The following is a 24,893-nucleotide window of genomic DNA, read 5'->3' as shown; positions in this document are numbered from 1 at the left end:
ACAACATGTCTCAGGTTGAGAACAAAGCCGGCGTCAAGCCGCAGGATCTGTCGATGGAAAATTGGGTGGAGTCGCGCATCGCCCGTTTCGAAGGCCGTAAATACGACTGGAACGCGCTGAAATTCCAGGCCGACTTTGACCCGAAATACCGCCGCGCGCAGATGCGCTACATCGGTACCGGCGCTACCGGCGTGGCCAGCGACGCCAACACCATTCCGGCGGGCAATTTCACCTTCTCCACCATGGTGCTGCCGTCGAAGTGCGAGGGGCCGCTGCACCTGCACGACGACGTGGAGGAAGTGTTCTTCATGCTGAAAGGCAGCATCACGCTGATGATTCAGGACGGCGAAGAGTATTACGAAACCAGGCTGAAAGAGCGCGATCTGATCTCGGTGCCGGCGGGGGTATATCGCGGCCTGTTCAACCACGGTGAGGAAGAAGCGCTGATGTGCGTGATGCTCGGCACCGCCAAGCCGGAGATCCCGACCTATCCGGCGGATCATCCGCTGTCCAAAGTGAAGCGCAACTGATGAACGGCCTGGCGCAACGCCAACGGGCACGCTGCGGGGCGTATACCCTGAGCTGGCGCGAGGCCGGGCAGGGGCGGCCGGTGGTGTTGCTGCACGGCATCAGCTCCGGATCGGCCTCGTGGATCAAGCAGCTCAACGATAGTGGCCTGACGGATGGCCACCGTCTGTTGGCGTGGGACGCGCCGGGTTACGGCGGCAGCCTGCCGTTGGCGCATCCGCAGGCCGATGCCGCCGGTTATGCGGCGGCGTTGGCGGCGCTGATTGATGAGCTGCAGCTGGCGCAGCCGCTGATCGTTGGCCATTCGCTGGGGGCGCTGATCGGCAGCGCCTATGCCGCCGGCTATCCGGACGGGTTATGCGGATTGGCGTTGGCGGATCCGGCGCAGGGCTATGCCACGGCACCGGAGGAAAAACGCCGGCAGGTCTATGGCCAGCGCCAACAGATGATAGAGACGCTGGGGCCGGTGGGCTACGGCGAGCAGCGGGCGGCGGCCTTGCTGCGTGAAGGTGCGGATCCGCAGGACATCGCCTGGGTGCGCAACGGCATGCAGCAGCTCGATCCCGACGGCTTTCTGAGAGCCGCCTGGATGCTGGCCAACGACGATATCGGCCGCTATCTGGCGCGCTATCGCGGCCCGCTGGAGGTGTGGTGTGGTGAACAGGATCGCATTACGCCGCCGGAGAAGGCGGCCGAGCTGGCGCGTGAGCAGGACGCGACGCTGCGTTTGATCGCCGCCGCCGGCCATGCCAGCTACCTCGACGCGCCGGCGTGTTTCAACCGCTATCTGCGGGACTTTACGGGAGCAATCCAACGATGAATTTTCAGCTTGAAAACCGGGTGGCGGTGGTGACCGGCGGCTCGTCGGGCATCGGTTTCGAAACCCTGAAGCTGCTGCTGGCCGAAGGGGCGAAGGTGGCGTTCTGCGGCCGCGATCCGGACAAACTGGCCGGCGCGGAGGCCAGCCTGCGTGCGGAGTTTCCGCAGGCGGAGATCCTGGCGCTGCGCTGCGACGTGCTGGACGCGCAGCAGGTGGCGCAGTTCGCCGCTCAGGTGACGACGCATTTCGGCGGCGTGGATCTGCTGATCAACAATGCCGGTCAGGGCTTCGTCGCCCATTTTGACCAGACGCCGCGCGAAGCCTGGCTGCATGAGGCCGAGCTGAAGCTGTTCGGCGTGATCAACCCGGTGCAGGCGTTCTTACCGGCGCTGGAACGGTCGGCGATCGCGTCTATCACCTGCGTGAACTCGCTGCTGGCGCTGCAGCCGGAAGAACACATGATCGCCACCTCGGCGGCGCGCGCCGCGCTGCTCAACATGACACTGACGCTGTCGAAAGAGCTGGTGGGCAAAGGCATTCGCGTTAACTCGATCTTGCTGGGGATGGTGGAGTCGGGCCAATGGCGCCGCCGTTTCGACGAGCGCAGCGATAAAGATCAAAGCTGGGAGCAGTGGACGGCGGCGATCGCCGAACGGCGCGGCATCCCGATGAAGCGCCTGGGCAAGCCGCAGGAGCCGGCGCAGGCGCTGCTGTTCCTCGCTTCGCCGCTGGCTTCCTTTACCACCGGCGCGGCGCTGGACGTATCCGGCGGCTTTAACCGCCATGTGTAGCAGGGGCCGATAAAGATGAAGAAGATCATGATGATTGGCTACGGCGCGATGGCGAAGGAAGTGATCGCCCGTTTGCCGGAAGGCGTGGAGGTTGGCTGGATCCTGGCGCGCGCGGCTCATCATGCGGCGATCGCCGCGGCCTTTGGCGGGCGGGTGCAGGCGCTGACCCATCCCGAGCAGTGTTTGCAGCGGCCGGATCTGGTGCTGGAGTGCGCCAGCCAGCAGGCGGTGGCGGAGTTCGGCGAAGCGGTGCTGCAGCGCGGTTGGCCGCTGGCGCTGATCTCGACCGGCGCGCTGGCGGACGCCGCATTGCAACAGCGGCTGCAGCAGGTTTGCCGCCGCCATCACGGGCAGCTAATCGTGCTGTCCGGTGCGGTGGCGGGGATGGATGGGCTGGCGTCGGCGCGCGAAGGCGGGCTGGAGAGCGTGACTTATCAGGCCAGCAAAAGCCCGGCCAGCTGGCGCGGCAGCCCGGCGGAGCAGCTGATCGACCTCGATGCGGTGAGCGAAGCGCAGGTATTTTTTGAAGGCTCGGCGCGCGAAGCGGCGCGTTTGTTCCCGGCCAATGCCAACGTGGCGGCCACCATTGCGCTCAACGGCCTGGGGATGGACGCCACCCGGGTGCGCCTGCAGGTCGATCCCGCCACCCGGCGCAATACCCATCGTCTGCAGGTATGCGGCGACTTTGGCGAATTTCACATCGAGCTGAGCGGCACCCCGCTGGCGAGCAATCCCAAAACATCAACCCTGGCGGCGCTGAGCGCGGTACAAGCCTGTCGCCGTCTGGTGGACGGCGGTTTTATTGCCTGAACGGCAGGAGCGGAGCATGGAACGATTGAATATTTTTGTCGCCGGGCGCTGGCGTGAAGGGCGTGGCGAAGAGATGGCTTCGGTATTCCCGGCCGACGGCAGCGTCAACGCGCGGCTGCGCGCCGCCAACGTCGAGGACGTGAACGAGGCGGTGGAAGCGGCGGAGCGCGCCTGGCGCGCGCCGGAATGGCGCGGGCTGGTGCCGCATCAACGCGCCTCGATCCTCTACCGCGTCAGCAACCTGATCCTGGCGCAGCAGGAGCAGTTGGCCGAGCTGCAAACCCGCGACAACGGCAAGCCGCTGGCCGAGACCCGCGGGCTGGTGGCCAGCGCGGCGGCGACCGCGCGCTACTTTGCCGCCGCCTGCGAGGTGTTGGAAGGCGAGTTGCCGACCCCGCGCAGCGCCGAGGTGATGACGCTCAGCCAGTACCAACCGATGGGGGTGATCGCCGCCATTACGCCGTGGAACTCGCCGATCGCCAGCGAAATGCAGAAGGTGGCGCCGGCGCTGGCGGCGGGCAACGCGGTGGTGCTCAAACCGGCCGAAGCCACGCCGCTGATGGCGCTGAAGCTGGCCGAGCTGTTCGAACAGGCGGGCCTGCCGGCCGGGCTGCTCAGCGTGTTGCCAGGCAAAGGTTCGGTGATCGGCGAGGCGTTGGCGCGCCATCCGCTGGTGAAAAAGATCGCCTTTACCGGCGGGACCAGAACCGGGCGCCATTTGGCGCACATCGCCGCCGAGAAGCTGATCCCCACTTCGCTGGAGCTGGGGGGCAAATCGCCGACCATCGTGCTGGAGGACGCCGATCTGGAACAGGCGGCGCGCGGCATCTGCTACGGCATCTTCAGCTCCGCCGGCCAGGCGTGCATCGCCGGTTCGCGGCTGTTCGTGCATCGTTCGCTGTATCAGCCGCTGCTGGCGCGTTTGACCGAACTGACGGCGGGGCTGCGCATCGGCAACCCGCTGGTGCCGGGCGTGCATCTCGGCCCGCTGATCAGCGCCAAACATCGGCAAAGCGTGGCGGACTACGTGGCGCTGGCGCGGCAGGAGGGCGGCCGGGTGATCATCGGCGGCGAAGCGCCGGCCGATCCGCTACTGGCGAGCGGCAGCTATTACCTGCCGACCATTATCGAAGGCTTGAACAACGACGCCCGCGTTTGCCAGGAAGAGATCTTCGGCCCGGTGCTGGTGGCGCTGCCGTTCGACGACGAGCAACAGCTGACTGAACAGGCTAACGACTCGGTGTACGGCCTGGCGGCTGGCATCTGGAGCCGCGACTTCCCTCGTGCGATGGCGCTGGCGGAGCGGCTGGAAACCGGCACCGTCTGGGTCAACACCTACAAAACGTTCTCGATTTCCACGCCGTTCGGCGGCTTCAAGGAGAGCGGGCTGGGCCGCGAAAAAGGCCTGAACGGCATCAAGGCCTACATGCAGCAGAAAAGCGTGTATCTGGCGCTGAGCCATCAGGTGAATCGCTGGAGCGACTAGGCCGACACCTCTACGCATAACCCTAATAACGAATACCCTAAGAAGGCAGATGATGAGCGATAAAATCACGGTTGGCGAGGCGATAGCCCGGACTCTGGAACAGTACGCGGTGTCGGCGATGTACGGCATCATTTCGATTCATAATCTGCCGATCGCCGATGCGGTGGGGCAGCGCGATAAAATTCGCTTCGTGCCGGCGCGCGGCGAAGCGGGGGCGGTCACCATGGCCGACGCGCACGGGCGCTTCTCCGGCCTGGGCGTGGCGTTGACCAGCACCGGCGCCGGCGCCGGCAACGCGGTGGGGGCGATGATTGAGGCGCTCAACGCCAACACGCCGCTGCTGCATATCACCGGCCAGGTGGAAAAAGCCTATCTGGACGCCGACGCCGGTTTTATTCATGAAACCCGCGATCAGCTCGGCTTCCTGCGCGCCTGCTCCAAGCGCGCTTATCGGGTCAATTCGCCGGAGCAGGCGGTGGCGGTGATCCAGCGGGCGATCCTGGATGCGCAAACCGTGCCCTGCGGCCCGGTGGCGGTCGAGATCCCGATCGATATCCAAAGCAGCCTGGTTTCCCGTTCGGTGCTGACCAAGCCGTTGGCGCCGGCGCCGCTGCCGCAGGCGGACGCCGCGGCGGTGGAGCGACTGCATCAGCGGCTGAAACAGGCCAAGCGTCCGCTGCTGTGGTTGGGGGGCGGTGCCTTGGCCTGCGGCGACGCGGTGCGCAAGCTGGCGGACGCCGGCGTGGCGGTGATCTCCAGCACCCACGGGCGTGGCATTCTGCCGGACAGCCATCCGCGCAGCCTGCGGGCGTTCCATAACTCACCGAGCATCGAAGCGATCCTGACGCAGTGCGATCTGACGCTGGTGGCCGGTTCGCGCCTGCGCAGTAATGAAACCCGCACCTGGACGCTGCCGCTGCCGCGTCCGCTGGTGCAGATTGACATCGATCCGGCGGCGGCCAACCGCAACTATCTGGCCGATGAACAGATCAACGGCGACTGTGCGGCGCTGCTGTCGGCGTTGGCGGCGCGGCTGAGCCCCGGCGAGAAGGTCAACGCCGAGTGGGATGCCGAGATCGCGGGGGCGGTGCAGCAGGCGGAGCGCGCGCTGCGCCAACAGTCCGGCGAATACGCCAAACTCAACGACGCCATCGACGCCGCGCTGCCGCAGGACGGGCTGTTGGTACGCGATATCACCGTTTCCGGCAGCGTCTGGGGCAGCCGGCTGTTCCGGGCGATCTCGCCGCTGTGCAACATTCACTCGCTGGCGGGCGCCATCGGTATGGGGCTGCCGATGGCTATCGGCACCGCGATCGCCAACCCGCAGCGCAAGGTGGTGGGGCTGGTGGGCGACGGTGGTCTGGCGCTGGGCCTGGGCGAGCTGGCGACCATGGCGCAGGAACAGGTGAACATCACCCTGATTATCATGAACGACGGCGGTTATGGCGTGATGCGCGGCATTCAAGACAAGTACTTCGCCGGGCGTCAGTATTACAACGAGCTGCATACGCCGGCCTTTACCCAGATCGCCGAAGCGATGGGGTTGAAAGCCTGGAAGGTGGACGCGGCGTCGCAGTTCAACGGCGTGCTGGCCGAGGCGATCAACTACCCGGGGCCGTCGGTGGTCGAGGTGGACATGAAGCAGGTCGGGCCGCTGACCTTCGCCGGGCCGCCGCAGAAGACGCTGTATTGAGACGATAAAAAACGCCCGGCGATTGCCGGGCGTTCTCGTGGTTATTTCTCTGCCGCGATGCGATCGCGAATGTGCTGAGCGCGCGCTTGGGAAGACGGGTGATCGTCGAACATGCTGCTCTGACGGCCGGCTTCCATCTGGGCCAGTTTTTCGAAGCTGGTGGCCAGGCCATTCGGATCGATGCCGCGCTTTTTCAGCAGATCGAACGAGTAATCATCCGCTTCGCTTTCCTGCTTCTGCGAGAACTGGGCGCTGACCAGCTTCTCGCCGATGTCCGCCAGCTGCGACTGCGACAGCGAGCCGATGACGCCGCCGGCGGAGGACGCCGCGGTGCGCAGCGCCACGGTGCCGTAAGCCACCTGCATCGCCTTGCGGGTGTGGCCCAGCGCCACGTGGCCCATTTCATGGCCCAGCACGCCTTCGACTTCGTTGTCGTTCATCATGTCCATCAGGCCGCTGTAGACGCGGATGCAGCCGTTGGCCATCGCCCAGGCATTGACGTCTTTGGTCACGTAGACCTTGTAGTTGGCTGGGGTGCCGTTGATGTTGTCGCCCAGCGCCGCGGCGATTTTGTTGAGACGCTTGGCGTAGGTGCTGTCGGCCGGCGCGATTTGTGCCTTGCTGTCCATCTCGGCGCAGGATTTATCACTCAGGGCCTTAACGTCGTTGTTGCTCAGGGTCGCCGCCTGGAACGCCTGCGCGCCGGACTGCATCAAGGTTTCGGTATTCAGGTTTTGACAGCCGGTTGCCAGGGTGGCAATGCCCAACGCAATCAAAGAGGTACGGATCTTCATAACGCCATCTTCCTGTGAAGGTAACAAGGTAAAAAAGTCATTTTGCTTGGAGGAAATCTTGTTGCAAGAGCCTAGTGTACGCCAGCCGGGGCGAGAATAGTGTTATTCCGAAAAAGCGTCCAATCGTGCTAATAAGTGGTGAACTCGCTCTCATTTGGCATTAGGGATTGCCGTTGTGATGTGGAGTCTGAGAAAATAGGGAACTTGACTGCTTTTTTTATCCGACCTGGAGTAAAACATGTCCTCTCGTAAAGAGCTTGCCAACGCCATCCGCGCACTCAGCATGGACGCCGTACAAAAAGCCAATTCCGGCCACCCGGGTGCCCCTATGGGCATGGCGGACATCGCCGAAGTCCTGTGGCGTGACTACCTCAACCACAACCCGACTAACCCGCACTGGGCTGACCGCGACCGTTTCGTGCTCTCCAACGGCCACGGCTCCATGTTGATTTACAGCCTCCTGCACCTTACCGGCTACGACCTGCCGATGCGCGAGCTGGAAAACTTCCGTCAGCTGCACTCCAAGACCCCAGGGCACCCGGAGTACGGCTACACCCCGGGCGTTGAAACCACCACCGGCCCGCTGGGTCAGGGCATCGCCAACGCCGTCGGCTTCGCCATCGCCGAACGCACCCTGGCGGCGCAGTTCAACCGCCCGGGCCACGACATCGTTGACCACCACACCTACGCCTTCATGGGCGATGGCTGCATGATGGAAGGCATCTCGCACGAAGTCTGCTCTCTGGCCGGTACCCTCAAGCTCGGCAAGCTGACCGCTTTCTACGATGACAACGGCATCTCCATCGACGGCCACGTCGACGGCTGGTTCACCGACGACACCGCCCTGCGCTTCGAAGCCTACGGCTGGCACGTGGTGCGCAACGTCGACGGCCACAACCCGGATGCCATCAAGGCCGCGATTGAAGAAGCCCGCAAGGTGACCGACAAGCCGTCGCTGCTGATGTGCAAGACCGTTATCGGCTTCGGTTCGCCGAACAAGGCCGGCACCCATGACGTGCACGGCGCCGCGCTGGGCGCCGCCGAAGTGGCCGCCACCCGCGAGCGGCTTGGCTGGAAATACGCCGCCTTTGAAATCCCGCAGGACATCTACGCCCAGTGGGACGCCAAGGAAGCCGGTCAGGCCAAAGAAGCGGCCTGGAACGACAAATTCGCCGCCTACGCCAGGGCCTTCCCGGAGCTGGCCGCCGAGTTCAAGCGCCGCATGAACGGCGAGTTGCCGGCCGACTGGAAAGCCGACGCCAAGGCGTTCGTGGAAAAACTGCAGGCCAACCCGGCCAATATCGCCAGCCGCAAGGCATCGCAGAACGCGCTGGAAGCGTTCGGCAAGGTGCTGCCGGAGTTCCTGGGCGGCTCCGCCGACCTGGCGCCGAGCAACCTGACCATGTGGTCCGGCTCGAAAGCGCTGAACGTTGACCCGGCGGGCAACTACATTCATTACGGCGTGCGCGAGTTCGGCATGACCGCCATCACCAACGGCATCGCGCTGCACGGCGGCTTCCTGCCGTACTCGGCGACCTTCCTGATGTTCGTGGAATACGCCCGCAACGCGGTGCGCATGGCGGCGCTGATGAAGCTGCGCAACGTGTTCGTCTACACCCACGACTCCATCGGTCTGGGCGAAGACGGCCCGACCCACCAGCCGGTGGAGCAGCTGGCGAGCCTGCGCGTGACCCCGAACATGAGCACCTGGCGCCCGTGCGACCAGGTGGAATCGGCAGTGGCGTGGCAGTACGGCATCGAGCGCAACGACGGCCCGACCACGCTGGTGTTCTCGCGTCAGAACCTGACCCAGCAGCCGCGCAGCGCAGAGCAGCTGGCGAACGTGTACCGCGGCGGCTACGTGCTGAAAGACTGCGCGGGCACGCCGGACGTTATCCTGATTGCCACCGGCTCCGAAGTGGGCATCACGGTGGAAGCGGCGGACAAGCTGACCGCGGCGGGCCGCAAGGTGCGCGTGGTGTCGATGCCGTCGACGGACGCGTTCGACAAGCAGGATGCGGCGTACCGCGAGTCGGTGCTGCCGGCGGCGGTAACGGCGCGCGTGGCGGTGGAAGCGGGTATCGCGGACTACTGGTACAAGTACGTGGGGCTGAACGGCGCCATCGTGGGCATGACCACCTTCGGTGAGTCGGCGCCGGCGGAGCAGCTGTTCGCCGAGTTCGGCTTCACCGTGGACAACGTGGTGGCCAAGGCGCAGGCGCTGCTGAAGTAAGCGGCCTGGCGCCAGCCGATAAGAAAGCCGGTCATCGTGACCGGCTTTTTTTATGGGCGGAACCCGCGGTTACGACGCGGCGTTGGCGCTTTCGACGCTGCGCAACCGGTCGTAAGCCGCCGCCAGCAACAGCACCAGCAGTGTAGGCTGCAGCCAGACCAGACCCTGTTCGGCCAGCGGTAGCTTATCGAACCAGGCGGGCAGCAGGCCGCTGAAGCTGGAGGCCTTCAGGCCGTCGGCGAGGCCAAACACCAGGCTGGTGGCGATCACCGGCGCGAAGACGCGCTTGGCGCTGCGCCAGCGGTTCTGGCTGAAGCTGAGTAACACCAGCGCGATGCAGGGCGGATAGATCGCCGTCAGCACCGGCAGCGAGACGCGGATCAGATTGGCCAGCCCCATGTTGGAGACCAGCATGGCGAAGAGGGCGAGGATGACCACCAGCGCGCGGTAAGAGAGCGGCAGGTAGCGGGAGAAGAAGTCCGCGCAGGCGCAGGTCATGCCGACCGCCGTCACCAGGCAGGCGATGAACATCAGCACCGCCATAAAGATGCTGCCCAGATCGCCGAAGGTGTGCTGCACATAGGCGTGCAGGATCGCCGCGCCATCCTGAGCGCCACTCTCGACCAGGCCGCCGCTGCCGGCGCCGAGCTTGAACATGCAGATATAGACCAGCGTCAGGCCGACGCCGGCGATCAGGCTGGCCCACAGCGTATAACGCAGCAGCAACCCGCTGTCGCTGACGCCGCGCGAGCGTGCGGCGGTAACGATAATCGAACCGAACATCAGCGCCGACAGCGTGTCCATGGTTTGATAACCCTGCACGAAGCCGGTGGAAAACGCCGCTGCCTGATAGCTGCCGACGGCGGAGACCGGTTCACCGGCGGGCCAAACCAGGGCGGCGATGCCGAGCGCGGCCAGCGCCAGAATTTTTAGCGGCGCCAGAATATGGCCGACGTTATCGAGCAAGCGGCCGGGATACAGCGACACGATCATCGCCAGGGTAAAGAACAGCAGGCTGTAGATGAACTGCGGCAGGGCGCCGTCGCCGGTGAAGGGCGCGATGCCGAGGGCGAAAGAGACATTGGCGGTTCGCGGCGTGGCGAACAGCGGGCCGAGCGCCAGATAGCAGACGGTCGCCAACAGCAGGCCGGCGGTGCGGCCGATGGGGCCGGTCAGCAGGCTGATGCTGCCGCCGACGCGCGCCAGCGCGATCACGGCGATCACCGGCAGGGCGACGGCGGTCACCATAAACCCGAGGGCGGCCGGCCACAGATGTTCGCCGGACTGCAGCCCCACCAGCGGCGGGAAAATGATGTTGCCGGCGCCGACAAACAGGGCGAAGGTCATAAAGCCCAGGGCGATAATGTCTTTCGGGGATAAACTCTTGGTCATAACGGTATGGCACTGCCTGTATTCATGAAATAAACGGCCTGGCTGCGGATGGAGAACCGCAGAGGGCAGGCGCAGGGGGCCGCGAGCGCCCGCAAAATTTTCGTCCGACAGGATATAATAATTCGGCGACAAAAACCTGATTAATCCAGCGCTGTTTATCCTGGCGTGAACCGGCCGCACAGAGGGATCATGGCGGCCGGCCCGGCAGGGCTTTAGCTCGCGCGCGCCACCATGTCTATCGACAGCGGGATTTCGATATGCGGTTTGAAAGAGTCATAGGCGAAAGACACATGACCGTCTTCGACCGGTTTGCGGGTGAAAAAGATCAGCATATCGCGGGTCGAATGCCGGCGTTTGTCCTGCGCTTCCACCGGTGAGAGGCTGTGTTTGCGTTCATGATCGACAATCAGCAGGGTATCGAGGAAATGCCGATGCTGTATTTCGCCCAAAATCCATTCCGGCCGGGCCCGATCGAATTTGATCCCGCTGGTTTCGCGCATATCGTGAATAAAGGTCTTGGCGCTGTCGTCGGTCATGTTGTCGCAGCCAAGGAAGGTCGTCATGGTGTGGTCGACGCCGTCGCTGTGCACGCCTTCCAGCGCCGGCTCGCCCAGCATCTGCGGCGTGGTGACGGTACGCAGGTTAAACACCGTGCAGACGAACTTGTTGATCTCCTGATTAAGCCGGGGGCGCGGCGTCACGCTCACGCCATCGATCACGTAGGCTTTGAATTTCATCAGCGCCTGAAATGCCGTATTCAACTGCAGATCGTCGTTGATGCCGCGAAAGTGGCGCACCTTTCCCGAATCGTAGCGGACGAAGTCTTCCTCGACCGAGAGCACGAAAGGCTGGAACTCCAGCCGCTCAATCCGGGCGCGATCGAAGTCGAAACAGAAGCGGCCGTTTCTGGACTTGCGGAAAGGCAGCGTGGGATCGTCCGCCAAATTGTCGCTGACCTGCTGCAGCCTGGCGAAATCTTCCGGCCGCGCGCCCAGCGCCAGCAGGATCGCTTGCATGGTGGCGCCGGGAATAAAGGCTGAACGGTGTTCCTGGTACGCCTTCTTAACTTCATCAAGCAGGGATAACTGTCGCATTTCTCGGTGGCCTCACGAATGATGTGGCGATTATAAAATCTTGCTGCCGATCTCCACGTCGAAATCGGGTTTCAGCAAGACGGTGCCTTGATCCCGGGTGACCGCGGCAAGTACCAGCACTTCGGATTTAAATCCGGCAACCCGCCTGGCGGGGAAATTAACGACGGAGATGACCTTTCTGCCGAGCAGATCATCTTCCTGATAGTTTTCGCATAATTGCGCCGAGCTGTTTTTAATGCCAATTTCTTCGCCGAAATCAATGCGCAGCTTATAGGCGGGCTTTAACGCCTTGTCGTTATATTCCACGGAAATAATTTCGCCAATACGCATATCCAGTTTCATAAAATCAGTGATTTCGGCCATAATGCAGTCCCGTTAATTAAATGGCTTTAGGAAGGCTAGCAAAGGGGAATTATTCCGACAACGCCGCCAGGAGGGGAATAGTTATACCGGATGTAGCAATTAATTTACATTGTCGTAACGGGGTGAGGTTAATTATAAGCTTGGTGAATTATATAAAATTGACACGTCATTATTTCCCGCAAGTGTGTCCATTACGCAGGCTTGGGGGGCCGGTGTCGGTGCTGTTAAGCCGGTGTTAAATTGGTTAGTATGTTCCGCATTAACTCATCAGCCGCATTTTTCAGGTAGTGATATGGAAATAACCCAGCGCGAAAAACGCGATCGGCGAAAGGCATTTATCGCGCCGTTTTTCCTGATATTAATTTGGTCGACCGGTTTTATTGCCGCGCGAGCGGTGGCGGATCATGCCGATCCCAACCTTTTCCTGACTTTTCGCTTTTTGATCGCCGCTGCGGTATTCGCCCTGCTGGCGCTGCATTGCGCCTGGCCAAAGGGGCGACAGTTCGTGATGCACCTGCTGACCGGCATGCTGATGAACGGCGTCTACCTCGCCGCAAGCTGGTGGGCGGTGGCGAACGGCCTGGCGGCCGGGGTGATGTCGCTGATCGGCGGATTGCAGCCGCTGTTCACCGCGCTGATTTTCGCGCTGGTGCTGCGCAAATCGATAGGGTTACGCTCCTGGGCCGGGCTGGCGGTCGGTTTTATCGGCGTTGCGCTGGTGCTCTCTCCCCGGCTGACCGGCATCGACGTCGGCAATATGGCGCTGTTGCCGATCCTGATGGGCTTTGGCAGCATCGTCGCGCTGACGATCGGCATCATGGTGCAGAAGTCTTCGCTGGCGGCGGCCGATCTGCGGGCGGCAGGCGCCATTCAGCACCTCGGCGCCGCGATCGTGACCGGCGTGCTGGCGGCCGTGATGGGCTCCGGCGCCTGGGACAATTCGCCGACGCTGTGGTTCTCGCTGCTGTGGTCGGCCGGCGTGTTGTCGCTGGGCGGCACCGCGCTGTTTATCTGGATGGTGCGCCACGGCGATTTGACCCGCATTACCGCGCTGATGCTGCTGGTGCCGCCGGCGGCGGCGCTGCAGGCTTACGCGCTGTTTGGCGAGGCGCTGTCGCTGGTGCAGTTGGCGGGGTTTGCCCTGACCCTGCTGGGGGTCGCCATCGTACAGCGAATTCGCCTGCTGCGGCGCTCTCGCTTGGCCGAATAGTCTGCAACAGAAAGTGCCGTAAAGCCCGCGCTGCCGGGCTTTTTTGTTGGCTAAAAAACGCCCAGCCTCACAAAACCGAAAGATAACAAAGCAACGCCGTTGCCTCGTTGCAGTTATTAACTATATGTTAATTTTTGGTTTATTAAATGTGAAAATGGGATGGATGATAATGAAAAAAATCAGCGCGACCGTAGCGGCAATCACCTTACTGGGCTCCGTTTCCGCCTATGCGGCCTTCCCGGCGGGCTACCCCGCCGACTATCAGAAATGGGTCGACGGCGCGAAGAAAGAAGGCAAGGTGGTGATTTACTCGACCACCGACACCAAGGCGGCGGCGCCGCTGATCCAGGGGTTCGAGGCGTTGTATCCGGGCATCAAGGTGGAATACAACGACATGAACAGCACCGAACTGTATAACCGCTTCATCAGCGAGCAGGCGGCCGGCGGCACCAGCGGCGACGTGGTGTGGAGCTCGTCGATGGACACCATTTTGAAACTGGCGGGCGATTACGCGCAGGAGTATGCCTCCCCCGAGCAGGCCCAACTGCCGAAATGGGCGGTATGGCAAGATAAAGTGTATGGCACCACCTATGAGCCGGTGGTGTTTATCTATAACAAACGCCTGATCCCGCAAGGCGATGTGCCGGATTCGCACGCGGCGCTGGCCAAGCTGATCGCCGGACAGACGGACAAATTCAAGAAGAAAGTCACCACGTACGACATCGAAAAATCCGGCGTCGGCTTCATGCTGTCGGTGCAGGACTTCAAGGCCGATCCTAACTACTTCAAAACGCTGGCCGACGTGGCCAAGGGCGGGCTGGCGGTACAATCCTCCACCGGCACCATGATGGAGCGCGTCTCCTCCGGTGAAAACCTGATCGGCTTCAATATCCTCGGTTCGTACGCCGAGGCTCGCGCCAAGAGCGATCCGTCGCTCGGCATCGTCTATCCGAAAGACTATACCCTGGTGCTGTCGCGCGTGAGCTTCATCAGCAAAGAGGCCGGCAACCCTAACGCCGCCAAGCTGTGGTTCGACTACGTGCTGTCGGAAAAAGGGCAAAATATTCTCGCCAATCAGGCGGATATCCCCTCGATCCGCAACGACATCGAAGGCAAGAACGACATTGACGGCATGACCAAGCTGCTGGGCAACGCGCTCAAGCCGATCCCGGTCGACGATAGCCTGCTGGAATACCTGCAGCCGGCCAAACGCCTCGACTACATCAAACAATGGCGCGCCGCTGCGGCGAAATAACAGGGACTGCATTCGGACGCGCGCCTGCCTTAGAGGCGCGCGCCCTTTGGTCGGCGTTTACAACCATAGGGAGCATTTATGCAAGCATGGCGCAGAAAGTGGCAGAGCCTGCCGCGCGGCCTGGTGGTGTTGATAACCGCACTGGTTATCTATGTCCCCCTGTCGTTTATCATCATTCAAAGCTTCCTCTCGGCACCGTTCTTCTCTCCCTCCAAGGTCTTCAGCCTGGAGGCCTTCGAGTTCATCTTTACCGATCCGGATTTCTACAAAGCGCTGAAGAGCGGCTTTATTCTGGCATTCGGGCTGGTGATCATCGCCATCCCGCTCGGCGGCATTTTGGCCTTCCTGATGGTGCGCACCGATCTGCCGGGGCGGCGGATCATCGAGCCGCTGATTCTGGTGCCGATCTTCGTGTCGCCGATGGTGCTGGGCTTCGGCTACGTGGTGGCGGCGGGGCCGGTGGGCTTCTTCTCGCTGTGGGCGGAGGCGCTGCTGGGCTTCGTGCCGTGGAATATCTATTCGATGGCCAGCATCGTGGTGATTGCCGGATTGACGCACGTGCCCCACGCGTATCTGTATATCTCCTCGGCGCTGCGCAGCGTGGGCTCCGACGTTGAAGAAGCGGCGCGCACCGCCGGCGCCACGCCGCTGCAGGTGATGACCGCTGTCAGTCTGCCGATGGTGCGGCCGTCTATCCTGTATGCCGGAGTGCTGCTGTTCTTCCTCGGGCTGGAAGTGTTCGGTCTGATGCTGGTGCTGGGGGATCCGGAGGGCAACCTGGTGCTGGCGACCTACCTTTACCAGTTGACCAACAAGCTGGGCACGCCGTCTTACCACCTGATGGCGGCGGTGGCGGTGGTGCTGATCTGCATCACCATTCCTCTGGTGATGCTGCAGCGTCGGCTGATGCGTACCGCCAACCGCTTCGTCACCGTCAAGGGCAAAGCCTCGCAGGCCCGCGCGCTGCCGCTGGGCAAATGGCGCTGGGTGGCCGGCGCGGTGGTGGTGTTTTGGCTGACCGTCACCATCGGCGTGCCGCTGATCGGCGTGGTGCTGCGCGCCTTTATCTCCAACTGGGGCGTGGGCGTGTCTGTTTGGGACGAGCTGTCGATCAACACCTTCCGCACCATCTGGGCGCAGCCCAACCTGCTGCGTGCCATCGTCAACTCAATGGCGATTGGGGTGATCGGCGGGGCGTTGGCGGTGGCGTGCTACCTGTTTATCGGCATCGCCATGCACCGCAAGCCGGATGGCGCCACGCGCTTCCTCGACTACAGCGTGCTGGTGCCGCGTGCGGTGCCGGGGCTGCTGGCCGGCCTGGCATTCCTGTGGGTGTTTCTGTTCCTGCCGATGTGGCTGGACAAATCGCTCAAGGAGGGCTGGCTGTCGGCGCTGCCGATGGCCGAGTGGCTGCGTGCTAACTGGATTGTCTGGCTGCGTTCGCTGCGCAGCACCATCTTCAGCGTCTGGCTGGCGTACACCGTGGTGTGGATGGCTTACGGCCTGCGGCTGATCTCCTCGACGCTGCTGCAGGTGGGGCCGGAGCTGGAGGAGGCGGCGCGCAGCGCCGGCGCCAGCCGCGGCCAGATCACCCGCCACGTCACCATTCCGCTGTCGCGCTACGGCCTGATTGGCTCCTGGTTGCTGATGTTCCTGATTTTTGAACGCGAATATTCCACCGGGGTGTATCTGCTGTCTCCGGGCACGGAAACCATCGGCTCGATGCTGGTTTCCCTGTGGGCCGCGGGCGCTATCGATATCGTCGCCGCGCTGTCGTTCATCAATATCCTGCTGGTGGTGCTGGGGTTAGGGATCGCCTTGCGCTTTGGAGTGAAATTACATGATTGAACTTTCGGTAGAGAATCTGCATTTGACCTATGGCGACAACCCGGTGCTGAAAGGGGTGTCGATGGATCTGAAACGGGGCGAAGTGGTCTCGCTGCTGGGCCCGTCGGGCAGCGGCAAAACCACGCTGCTGCGGGCGGTGGCCGGGTTGGAGAAACCGAGCCAGGGGCGGATCGTCATCGGCAACAGCGCGGTGTACAACGGCAGCGCGCGCAGCGAAATTCCCGCCGAAGAGCGCAACCTGGGGCTGGTATTTCAGTCCTACGCACTGTGGCCGCATAAAACGGTGTTTGAGAACGTCGCTTACCCGCTGAAGCTGCGTAAGATCGCCTCGGCGGAAATCACCCAGCGGGTGCAGGCGGTGCTGGAACAGCTCGGGTTGGGGCATCTGGCCAAGCGCCATCCGCACCAGCTTTCCGGCGGCCAGCAGCAGCGCGTGGCGATCGGGCGGGCACTGGTCTACAACCCGCCGGTGATCCTGCTGGACGAGCCGCTGTCCAACCTTGACGCCAAGCTGCGCGAAGAGGCGCGGGTATTCCTGCGCGAATTGATCATCAAGCTTGGCCTGTCGGCGCTGATGGTGACTCACGATCAGAACGAGGCGATGGCCATCTCCGATCGCATCCTGCTGCTCAATAACGGCAAAATCGAGCAGCAGGGCACGCCACAGGAGATGTACGGTTCGCCCACCACGCTGTTCACCGCCGAGTTCATGGGCAGCAACAACCGCTTGCCGGGCAAGATCGTGGCGCTGGAAGGCGACCGGGCGCGCATCGAAGGCAAGGATTGGGCGCTGTGGGGCAAAGCGGGCGAAGGCGTGCAGGTCGGCCAGGAGGGCTCGGCGGTGATCCGCGTGGAGCGCGTGCGGTTGGGCGAAGATCCGCAGGGCAACCAGCTTGAGCTGCCGCTGCTGACCAGCATGTATCTCGGCGATCGCTGGGAATACCTGTTCCGCACCGTGGCCGAGGATTTCGTGGTGCGCGCCTATGGCCACGAAGCGCGCGATCGGGCGCTGTGCCGGCTCTCCCTGCCGGCCGAGCATCTGTGGATATTCCCGAAAGCCTAATCAGGACGCCCGCAGGCGCGGGCGTTCCGTTTACAGAGTTAAACCGCTAGCGGCGATCTTTTCCGGGCGGTGTACGTTTCCCGGCTGGCAACGTCGGCGAAAGTGCGGGTGACGGTCGAATTTTTGCGCGACTATTTCCGCGAGCACTACGGTGAAACGGGGCCGGCGAGTGAAAATCCGCCGCGGCCTTGAGGCCAAAAATGTGCGCCAGATCATCTTATGCTCGTAAAACTCCCCTCCGTTACTTGTGGAACTGTTGCACCTGTTCCTTTTGCCAAAACTTTGGTTTATGCTCAGCTGAAGCGTTTCAGTTGAAGCACTCTTCGACAGAAATGCCGATGTGACGGCGGCGAAAAGCCGCTGAAGCGCGGGAATAATGCAAACGCGGCGATTCACAGCGGGCGGTGCGATCCACTACTCTATGCGGGTTAGTGAGACAACCAGTCAGCGCCGGCCCGGCGCCGGTGAGTCAGCCCGGCGGGACGGCCCTTTTTCAGGAGCAGCATGACCATCCGCATAGCGATAAACGGCTTTGGCCGCATCGGCCGCAGCGTATTGCGCGCACTGTACGAATCGGGACGACGGGCGGAAATCTCCGTGGTGGCGATCAACGAGCTGGCGAATGCCGAGGGCATGGCCCATCTGCTGAAGTACGATTCCAGCCACGGTCGCTTCGCCTGGGATGTGCGGCAAGAGTGCGACACGCTGAGCGTCGGGGACGACGCGATTCGCCTGTTGCATCAGCCGGCGGTGGAGCAGTTGCCCTGGGGCGAGCTGGGCGTCGACGTGGTGCTGGACTGCAGCGGCGTGTACGGCAGCCGGGCGGATGGCGAGGCCCATCTGGCGGCGGGGGCGAAGAAAGTGCTGTTCGCCCATCCGGGCGGCAACGATCTGGACGCCACCATCGTGTTCGGCGTCAACCATCAGACGCTGCTGGCGGAACATCGCATCGTGTCCAACGCCTCGTGCACCACCAACTGCATTATTCCGGTAATCAAGCTGCTGGACGACGCCTACAGCATCGAATCCGGCACCGTGACCACCATTCACTCGGCGATGAACGATCAGCCGGTGATCGACGCGTATCACGCGGATTTGCGGCGCACCCGCGCGGCGAGCCAGTCGATCATTCCGGTCGACACCAAGCTGGCCGCGGGCATCACCCGTATCTTCCCGCAGTTTTGCGATCGCTTTGAGGCGATCTCGGTGCGCGTGCCGACCATCAACGTGACGGCTATCGATCTCAGCGTCAGCGTGAGCGCCGCGGTGAAGGTGGCGGAGGTCAACCAGCTGTTGCAAAAGGCCGCACGGGAATCATTTCGTGGTATAGTTGACTACACGGAATTACCATTGGTCTCGATCGATTTTAACCATGACCCGCACAGCGCTATCGTCGACGGTACGCAGACCCGGGTCAGCGGGCAGCACCTGATAAAGACCTTGGTCTGGTGCGACAATGAATGGGGCTTTGCCAATCGGATGTTGGATACAACACGGGCAATGGCCGCCAGCGGTTTCTAGTACGGCGGCGCCGGCGTGACAGGCGCGCTGCTCAGGCAATTTTATAGAGATTCAATAAAGAGGGTTCACCATGTCTGTAATTAAGATGACCGATCTGGATCTGGCGGGTAAACGCGTACTGATCCGCTCCGATCTGAACGTGCCGGTAAAAGACGGTAAAGTGACTTCCGACGCGCGTATCCGCGCTTCCCTGCCGACTATCGAAGCTGCGCTGAAGCAAGGCGCCCGCGTGATGGTGACCTCCCACCTGGGTCGTCCTACCGAAGGCGAGTACAACGAAGAATTCTCCCTGCTGCCTGTTGTTAACTACCTGAAAGATCAACTGAAATCCCCAGTGCGTCTGGCGAAGGATTATCTGGATGGCGTCGACGTCGCCGAAGGCGAACTGGTGGTGCTGGAAAACGTCCGTTTCAACAAGGGCGAGAAGAAAGACGACGAAACCCTGTCCAAGAAATACGCGGCGCTGTGCGACGTGTACGTGATGGACGCGTTCGGTACCGCGCACCGCGCGCAGGCTTCCACCCACGGCGTGGGCAAGTTCGCGCCTGTCGCCTGTGCCGGCCCGCTGCTGTCCGCCGAGCTGGAAGCGCTGGGCAAGGCCCTGGGCAACCCGGCCCGTCCGATGGTTGCCATCGTGGGCGGTTCTAAAGTCTCCACCAAACTGACCGTGCTGGATTCCCTGTCCAAAATCGCCGATCAGCTGATCGTCGGCGGCGGCATCGCCAACACCTTCGTGGCGGCGCAGGGCAACAACGTGGGCCAGTCCCTGTACGAACCTGACCTGATCCCGAACGCGCAGAAACTGCTGGAAACCTGCGACATCCCGGTTCCGACCGACGTGCGCGTAGCGACCGAGTTCTCCGAAACCGCGACCGCGACCGTGAAGCAGGCCAACGAGATCCAGGACAACGAGCAAATTCTGGATATGGGCGACGTCTCTGCCGAGCGTCTGGCCGTTATCCTGAAGAACGCCAAGACCATTCTGTGGAATGGCCCGGTTGGCGTATTCGAGTTCCCTAACTTCCGTAAGGGCACCGAAATTGTCGCCCGCGCGATCGCCGATAGCGACGCTTTCTCTATCGCTGGCGGCGGCGACACTCTGGCAGCCATCGATCTGTTCGGTATCGCTGACAAAATTTCCTACATCTCCACCGGCGGTGGCGCATTCCTGGAATTCGTTGAAGGGAAACCGCTGCCTGCAGTCGTGATGCTGGAAGAGCGCGCTAAGCAGTAATTCAGACAACGGGAGGCGAAAGCCGCCCGTTTGTTTTATACCGCGCGGCTCACGCTGCGCGGCGTGAAAACATCGATTTACATCCATCTACGGCCGACGAAACAGGACAAAGTAACATGTCTAAAATTTTTGATTTCGTAAAACCGGGTGTCATCACGGGTGATGACGTTCAGAAAGTCTTCGCAGTTGCTAAAGAGAACAACTTTGCGCTGCCAGCGGTAAACTGCGTGGGTACCGACTCCATTAACGCAGTGCTGGAAGCCGCGGCTAAAGTGCGCGCGCCGGTCATCGTTCAGTTCTCCAACGGCGGCGCCGCGTTCATCGCCGGCAAAGGCGTGAAGACCGATGTGCCTCAGGGCGCAGCGATTCTGGGCGCCATCTCCGGCGCACACCACGTTCACCAGATGGCTGAACACTACGGCGTGCCGGTGATCCTGCACACCGACCACTGCGCGAAGAAACTGCTGCCATGGCTGGACGGCCTGCTGGACGCTGGCGAGAAGCACTTCGCCGCTACCGGCAAACCGCTGTTCTCTTCTCACATGATCGATCTGTCTGAAGAGTCTCTGGAAGAAAACATCGAGATCTGCAGCGCCTACCTGAAACGCATGGCCAAAATCGGCATGACGCTGGAAATCGAACTGGGCTGCACCGGCGGTGAAGAAGATGGCGTGGACAACAGCCATATGGACGCTTCCGCACTGTACACCCAGCCGGAAGACGTGGCTTACGCGTATGAAAAACTGAACGCCATCAGCCCGCGCTTCACCATCGCTGCCTCCTTCGGTAACGTGCACGGCGTGTACAAGCCAGGCAACGTCAAGCTGACCCCGACCATCCTGCGTGATTCTCAGGACTACGTGTCCAAGAAATTCAACCTGCCGCACAACAGCCTGAACTTCGTGTTCCACGGCGGTTCCGGTTCTACCGACGCAGAGATCAAAGAGTCTGTGGGTTACGGTGTGATCAAGATGAACATCGACACCGACACCCAATGGGCGACCTGGGACGGCATCCTGCAGTACTACAAAGCGAACGAAGCTTACCTGCAGGGCCAGCTGGGCAACCCGAAAGGCGCCGATCAGCCGAACAAGAAATACTACGATCCACGCGTATGGCTGCGCGCAGCGCAGACCAGCATGGTGACGCGTCTGGAGCAGGCTTTCAAAGATCTGAACGCGGTAGACGTTCTGTAATCTTCGGCACCTGTTGCACGATGCCAAAGGCTCCCTGCGGGGAGCCTTTTTGTTTATGACAAGCCTGATGGCGTTGCCTGGCTTGCCGTTGGCAAAATATAAAAAATAAGGAAAATCAATTTATTGATTTTCGGCTGATGACCACAAAGGAGGAAAAACCACGTTTTTTCCTCCTTTGTTTGTGATTTAAAGGCTCCCTGCGGGGAGCCTTTTTCGTTTTCAGCCCAGCAGGCCGGCGCCGACGTTGATAGACAGGCCCAGGATCAGCATGTTGAACACGAACGAAATAACCGACTGTACGAGCGCGATTTTACGCACCTCCGCGGCGCCGACCGCCACGTCGGCGGTTTGCGACGCGACCGCGATGGTGAAAGAGAAGTAGGCGAAGTCCAGATAGGTCGGCGCGGTGAGATTGCCGGGGAACAGCAGCGGCAAAGGCTCCTGCTGTGCACCCTGGCGATAAAATTGATGGGCGTAGTGCATGGTGAAGGCGGTCGGCAGCAGCAGCCAGGAGACCGCCAGCGTTCCGCCGGTTAACGCCAGATGCAGGGTTTTCAGCGAGTCGCTGGCCTGTTTGGCGCTGCTCAACTCGAACAGGATCGCCAGAATGCTCACCAGACAACCGAAACTGACCAGTGCCAACACCGTGCTGGCGCTTTCATCCTGCCGCCGGGCGATCTGGCGAATGTGCTGCGGCGTGCTGACCAGCATCAGCCGCCAGAGAAACAGCAGGTAGAGCCAGGCCAGCGTATTCCAGCCGATCATCAAGCGCTGCAGCAACGAGAGCTGGGCGGGCAGCAGCAGAAAGCACAACAGCCCGGCGCCGACGGAAAACAGCAGCCTGGGCCGCACTTGCCAATAGTGTTTGAGCGAAGAGCGAATGTGCATGAAGAACGGATCCCTTGTCGTGAAATGGCCAACGCGCTGTTTTCAGCATAGAAGAAGCGGCGAGCGGTTTCGGCTATTTTTAACGCTGGCGGTTGGCATGAGCCTTTAATGTTGGTTACCCTTAGGCGGTGGTTTCCGACTGGCCGCAGAGGCCAGTGTATTTTTGCGAGTTTCTCCCGTTAGGGACTGAGTTAGGACGACACGAATGAAAGATTTGAATGTAGTAGACGGCATCAACGGTGCCGGCAACTGGTTGGTGAAGAACCAGGATCTGTTGATCCAGTACGCGGTGAATATCGTCGCCGCCATCGTTATCCTGATCATCGGTTCGATCGTGGCCCGCGTGGTCGGCAATGCGCTGAACCGCGTGATGAAGCTGCGCGGCATCGACGCCACGGTGGCAGACTTCCTGGCGGCGATCGTGCGCTACGGCGTGCTGGCGTTCACCTTCATCGCCGTGCTGGGGCGTGTCGGCGTGCAGACCACCTCGGTGATCGCCGTGCTGGGCGCCGCCGGTTTGGCCGTCGGCCTGGCGCTGCAAGGCTCGCTGTCCAACTTCGCCGCCGGCGTGCTGCTGGTGATCTTCCGTCCGCTGCGCGTGGGGGAATATGTCGATCTGGGCGGCGTGGCCGGTACCGTCGATCAGGTGCAGATTTTCTCCACCACCCTGCGTACCGCAGACAACAAAACCATCGTGGTGCCAAACGGTAAAATCATCGCCGGCAACATCATCAACTACTCCCGCGAGCCGAACCGCCGCGTGGATATCGTGGTAGGTGTGGCCTACAACGCCGATATCGACGTGGTGAAGAAGGTGCTGGGCGATGTGATCGCCGCCGACAAGCGCATCATGCACGCCAAAGGCGTGACCGTGCGTCTGAACGAGATGGCGCCGTCTTCCCTGAACTTCGTCACCCGTTCCTGGACCACCAACGCGGAATACTGGAACGTGTACTTCGATCTGATGGAAAACTTCAAGCGCGCGCTGGATGCCCACAACATCGGCATTCCGTTCCCGCAGATGGACGTGCACCTGTATCGCACCGAAGACGCTTCCGCCAAGGCGGAATAACAGAGAAGGGGGCCTTGGCCCCTTTTTTCATTACAGGCCGAGACGTCTCCAAGGGCGTCTCGGCCTTTTCTTTTCCGCGAGCTCAGGCACCGGTAACCGGCGTGGAGAGCGATGTGCGGCGGTGCAGGCTGAGGCGATAGAGCAGGAAGATGGCGACGGCGCCCAGCAGCGCCGGCAGCGCCAGCCAGAGGAAGAACACTTCCGCCGAGCCGGCGGCGGTCATCATCCAGGCGCCGAGCATCGAGCCGACGATCGAGCCGAAGCGGCCATTGGCCATGGCCCAGCTGACGCCGGTGACGCGGGCCGCAGTCGGATAAAGGGTGGCGGAAACCAGATTCAGGCCGTTCTGCGCGCCGGCCACGCCGAAGCCTATCAGGAACACGACGGCGGCCAGCGTGTAGACGTCGCCCATCAGATACCCGGTCGCGCCGATCACCAGCGCGGCGCCCAGGTAGGAGACGGCCAGCACGCGGTAGGGCCCGATCCGGTCCATCAGCAGCGCCATCAGGATGGCACCCAGGGTGCCGCCGAGCGGCACCATCGCCCCGATGCGCGAGGCGTGGACGATATCGTAACCGGCGTCTTTAAGTATCGTCGGCAGCCAACTGGTAAGCAGGTAGAACACGAACAGCGAGCAGAAGAACGCCGCCCACAGCAGCAGGGTGCGCACGGCGCGTCCTTCGATAAACAGGTGCGAGATCGGCGACTTGGCCTGTGCCGGGCGCTCGTCATCGACAATGGTTATCCCCGTCCAACGTTGGCCGGTGATACGCTCGACCACCCGGCGCAGCCGATCGGCATGCCTGGCGTTGGCGGCCATAAAGCGCACCGATTCGGGCATCTGCCAGGCCAGCAGCGGCAGCAGCGCCAATGGCGCAATGCCGCCCACCAGCAGCACGCCGCGCCAGCCGAACGCCGGGATGATCTGCCCGGCCAGCAGGCCGCCCAGGGCCAAGCCGGCGGTAAAGCCGCTCCAGCTCAGGGTGACCATCAGCATGCGGCGGCGCGCCGGTGAGTACTCCGAGCTGAGGGTGATGCAGGTCGGTATCGCGCCCCCGAGGCCAATGCCGGTGATGAAGCGCAACAGGGTCAGGGATTCGATCGAATGCGTATAGGCCGAAGCCAGGGTGCAGCCGCCAAATACCAGCACCGCGACGAGCAGCACGCGTTTGCGGCCGATGGCGTCGGCGATCGGCCCGAACAGCAGGCTGCCGATCAGCAGGCCGAACAACCCCGCGCCGAAGGCGGGGGAGAGCTGCGAGGGCTGCAGACCCCACTCTTCGCGCAGCGCCGGGGCGATATAGCCGATGATGGCGGTATCGAACCCGTCCAGCAGGGCGATCAGGAAACACAGGGTGAGGATGAGGATTTGATAAGGCGAGATCCTGGCGCGATCGATAATTTCGCTGATGCGAGCGGTATCTGGGCTCATGAGGGTTCCACTGTTATTAAGCTGGTGTGGGCTGGCTGAGGGGCCGTTCAGGCCGCTGTGGCTGGCATCGCGTAGAAATCCGAGTATACACCAGAGCGGGGGCGTTGCGGGGAGGGGGAGTCGAAGATCATCGTCCGCCGCAGGAGGCTACTGCGGCGGGCGATGGCGCG

The 24,893-nt window shown here is 62.1% G+C and carries 21 protein-coding genes and 1 pseudogene; 16 read left to right on the top strand and 6 right to left on the bottom strand.

All coding sequences use genetic code 11. From position 1 onward, the window contains the following. Positions 1 to 5 precede the first annotated feature (5 nt). From ACK3CV_RS21005 to ACK3CV_RS20980, 6 genes are read left to right on the top strand one after another with little or no spacing between them, the layout of a single operon-like run. On the top strand, positions 6 to 530 hold the full coding sequence (locus ACK3CV_RS21005; protein ID WP_004937634.1) for a cupin domain-containing protein: 525 nt from the start codon (positions 6 to 8) through the stop codon (positions 528 to 530). Next, positions 530 to 1,348 (top strand): alpha/beta fold hydrolase, encoded by an 819-nt coding sequence (locus ACK3CV_RS21000; protein WP_060427010.1) that lies wholly within the window; start codon positions 530 to 532, stop codon positions 1,346 to 1,348. Before ACK3CV_RS21005 ends, ACK3CV_RS21000 begins: the two co-directional genes overlap by 1 nt. Continuing rightward, complete coding sequence (locus tag ACK3CV_RS20995) at positions 1,345 to 2,139, top strand: SDR family oxidoreductase (protein ID WP_049212892.1); 795 nt, start codon at positions 1,345 to 1,347, stop codon at positions 2,137 to 2,139. Before ACK3CV_RS21000 ends, ACK3CV_RS20995 begins: the two co-directional genes overlap by 4 nt. Before the next feature lie 15 nt (positions 2,140 to 2,154). After that, positions 2,155 to 2,949, top strand: a complete 795-nt coding sequence (locus ACK3CV_RS20990) for an aspartate dehydrogenase (RefSeq protein ID WP_033635893.1) — start codon at positions 2,155 to 2,157, stop codon at positions 2,947 to 2,949. A 16-nt stretch (positions 2,950 to 2,965) separates the two neighbouring features. Next, positions 2,966 to 4,435 (top strand): aldehyde dehydrogenase, encoded by a 1,470-nt coding sequence (locus tag ACK3CV_RS20985; RefSeq protein WP_164141202.1) that lies wholly within the window; start codon positions 2,966 to 2,968, stop codon positions 4,433 to 4,435. A gap of 52 nt (positions 4,436 to 4,487) precedes the next feature. Beyond that, positions 4,488 to 6,128, top strand: a complete 1,641-nt coding sequence (locus tag ACK3CV_RS20980) for a thiamine pyrophosphate-binding protein (protein WP_164141203.1) — start codon at positions 4,488 to 4,490, stop codon at positions 6,126 to 6,128. Positions 6,129 to 6,169: 41 nt separating this feature from the next. Here ACK3CV_RS20980 and loiP read toward each other — a convergent pair whose 3' ends face one another. Next, positions 6,170 to 6,922: a metalloprotease LoiP gene (gene loiP / locus ACK3CV_RS20975; protein ID WP_033654702.1), complete on the bottom strand. Its 753-nt coding sequence runs from the start codon at positions 6,920 to 6,922 to the stop codon at positions 6,170 to 6,172. Between the two features lie 238 nt (positions 6,923 to 7,160). On the opposite strand from loiP, the gene tkt reads away from it, so the two are divergent. Beyond that, on the top strand, positions 7,161 to 9,155 hold the full coding sequence (gene tkt / locus ACK3CV_RS20970; protein ID WP_060432052.1) for a transketolase: 1,995 nt from the start codon (positions 7,161 to 7,163) through the stop codon (positions 9,153 to 9,155). A 69-nt stretch (positions 9,156 to 9,224) separates the two neighbouring features. On the opposite strand, the gene brnQ is transcribed toward tkt, so the two are convergent. From brnQ to ACK3CV_RS20955, 3 genes are all read right to left on the bottom strand, one after another. After that, positions 9,225 to 10,547, bottom strand: coding sequence for a branched-chain amino acid transport system II carrier protein (brnQ, locus tag ACK3CV_RS20965; RefSeq protein ID WP_101427334.1), 1,323 nt, complete (start codon positions 10,545 to 10,547; stop codon positions 9,225 to 9,227). A 212-nt stretch (positions 10,548 to 10,759) separates the two neighbouring features. Beyond that, complete coding sequence (locus ACK3CV_RS20960; RefSeq protein WP_164039765.1) at positions 10,760 to 11,641, bottom strand: 2OG-Fe dioxygenase family protein; 882 nt, start codon at positions 11,639 to 11,641, stop codon at positions 10,760 to 10,762. A 30-nt stretch (positions 11,642 to 11,671) separates the two neighbouring features. After that, a complete protein-coding gene (locus tag ACK3CV_RS20955; protein ID WP_004931561.1) occupies positions 11,672 to 12,004 on the bottom strand; it encodes a tRNA-binding protein in 333 nt (110 codons plus the stop codon). Positions 12,005 to 12,296: 292 nt separating this feature from the next. Between ACK3CV_RS20955 and ACK3CV_RS20950 the strand changes: the two genes are divergently transcribed. From ACK3CV_RS20950 to fbaA, 8 genes and pseudogenes are all read left to right on the top strand, one after another. After that, positions 12,297 to 13,214, top strand: a complete 918-nt coding sequence (locus ACK3CV_RS20950) for a DMT family transporter (RefSeq protein ID WP_033635885.1) — start codon at positions 12,297 to 12,299, stop codon at positions 13,212 to 13,214. Positions 13,215 to 13,383: 169 nt separating this feature from the next. Continuing rightward, positions 13,384 to 14,469 (top strand): ABC transporter substrate-binding protein, encoded by a 1,086-nt coding sequence (locus tag ACK3CV_RS20945; protein ID WP_033635884.1) that lies wholly within the window; start codon positions 13,384 to 13,386, stop codon positions 14,467 to 14,469. 78 nt (positions 14,470 to 14,547) lie between these two features. Beyond that, positions 14,548 to 16,317 carry an ABC transporter permease gene (locus ACK3CV_RS20940; RefSeq protein ID WP_004931567.1) on the top strand — a complete coding sequence of 590 codons (1,770 nt, stop codon included), beginning with the start codon at positions 14,548 to 14,550 and terminating at the stop codon, positions 16,315 to 16,317. Further along, positions 16,310 to 17,380, top strand: coding sequence for an ABC transporter ATP-binding protein (locus ACK3CV_RS20935; protein WP_164039768.1), 1,071 nt, complete (start codon positions 16,310 to 16,312; stop codon positions 17,378 to 17,380). Before ACK3CV_RS20940 ends, ACK3CV_RS20935 begins: the two co-directional genes overlap by 8 nt. 66 nt (positions 17,381 to 17,446) lie before the next feature. After that, positions 17,447 to 17,572: pseudogene (locus ACK3CV_RS20930) on the top strand (LysR family transcriptional regulator); the annotation flags it as partial. Between the two features lie 312 nt (positions 17,573 to 17,884). Continuing rightward, positions 17,885 to 18,901 (top strand): erythrose-4-phosphate dehydrogenase, encoded by a 1,017-nt coding sequence (gene epd / locus ACK3CV_RS20925; RefSeq protein ID WP_004931582.1) that lies wholly within the window; start codon positions 17,885 to 17,887, stop codon positions 18,899 to 18,901. Positions 18,902 to 18,971: 70 nt separating this feature from the next. Continuing rightward, positions 18,972 to 20,135 carry a phosphoglycerate kinase gene (pgk, locus tag ACK3CV_RS20920; protein WP_046687768.1) on the top strand — a complete coding sequence of 388 codons (1,164 nt, stop codon included), beginning with the start codon at positions 18,972 to 18,974 and terminating at the stop codon, positions 20,133 to 20,135. A gap of 116 nt (positions 20,136 to 20,251) precedes the next feature. Further along, positions 20,252 to 21,331: a class II fructose-bisphosphate aldolase gene (gene fbaA, locus ACK3CV_RS20915; protein ID WP_025304179.1), complete on the top strand. Its 1,080-nt coding sequence runs from the start codon at positions 20,252 to 20,254 to the stop codon at positions 21,329 to 21,331. Positions 21,332 to 21,550: 219 nt separating this feature from the next. On the opposite strand, the gene ACK3CV_RS20910 is transcribed toward fbaA, so the two are convergent. Then, positions 21,551 to 22,219: a DUF1345 domain-containing protein gene (locus tag ACK3CV_RS20910; RefSeq protein WP_164141205.1), complete on the bottom strand. Its 669-nt coding sequence runs from the start codon at positions 22,217 to 22,219 to the stop codon at positions 21,551 to 21,553. A 205-nt stretch (positions 22,220 to 22,424) separates the two neighbouring features. On the opposite strand from ACK3CV_RS20910, the gene mscS reads away from it, so the two are divergent. Further along, on the top strand, positions 22,425 to 23,291 hold the full coding sequence (gene mscS / locus ACK3CV_RS20905; RefSeq protein ID WP_033635871.1) for a small-conductance mechanosensitive channel MscS: 867 nt from the start codon (positions 22,425 to 22,427) through the stop codon (positions 23,289 to 23,291). Positions 23,292 to 23,373: 82 nt separating this feature from the next. Here mscS and ACK3CV_RS20900 read toward each other — a convergent pair whose 3' ends face one another. After that, positions 23,374 to 24,723 carry an MFS transporter gene (locus ACK3CV_RS20900; protein WP_164141207.1) on the bottom strand — a complete coding sequence of 450 codons (1,350 nt, stop codon included), beginning with the start codon at positions 24,721 to 24,723 and terminating at the stop codon, positions 23,374 to 23,376. Positions 24,724 to 24,893: the final 170 nt, after the last annotated feature.

This window comes from Serratia sp. TSO36 (assembly GCF_057808395.1).
This window is presented reverse-complemented; position numbering and strand designations above follow the sequence as displayed.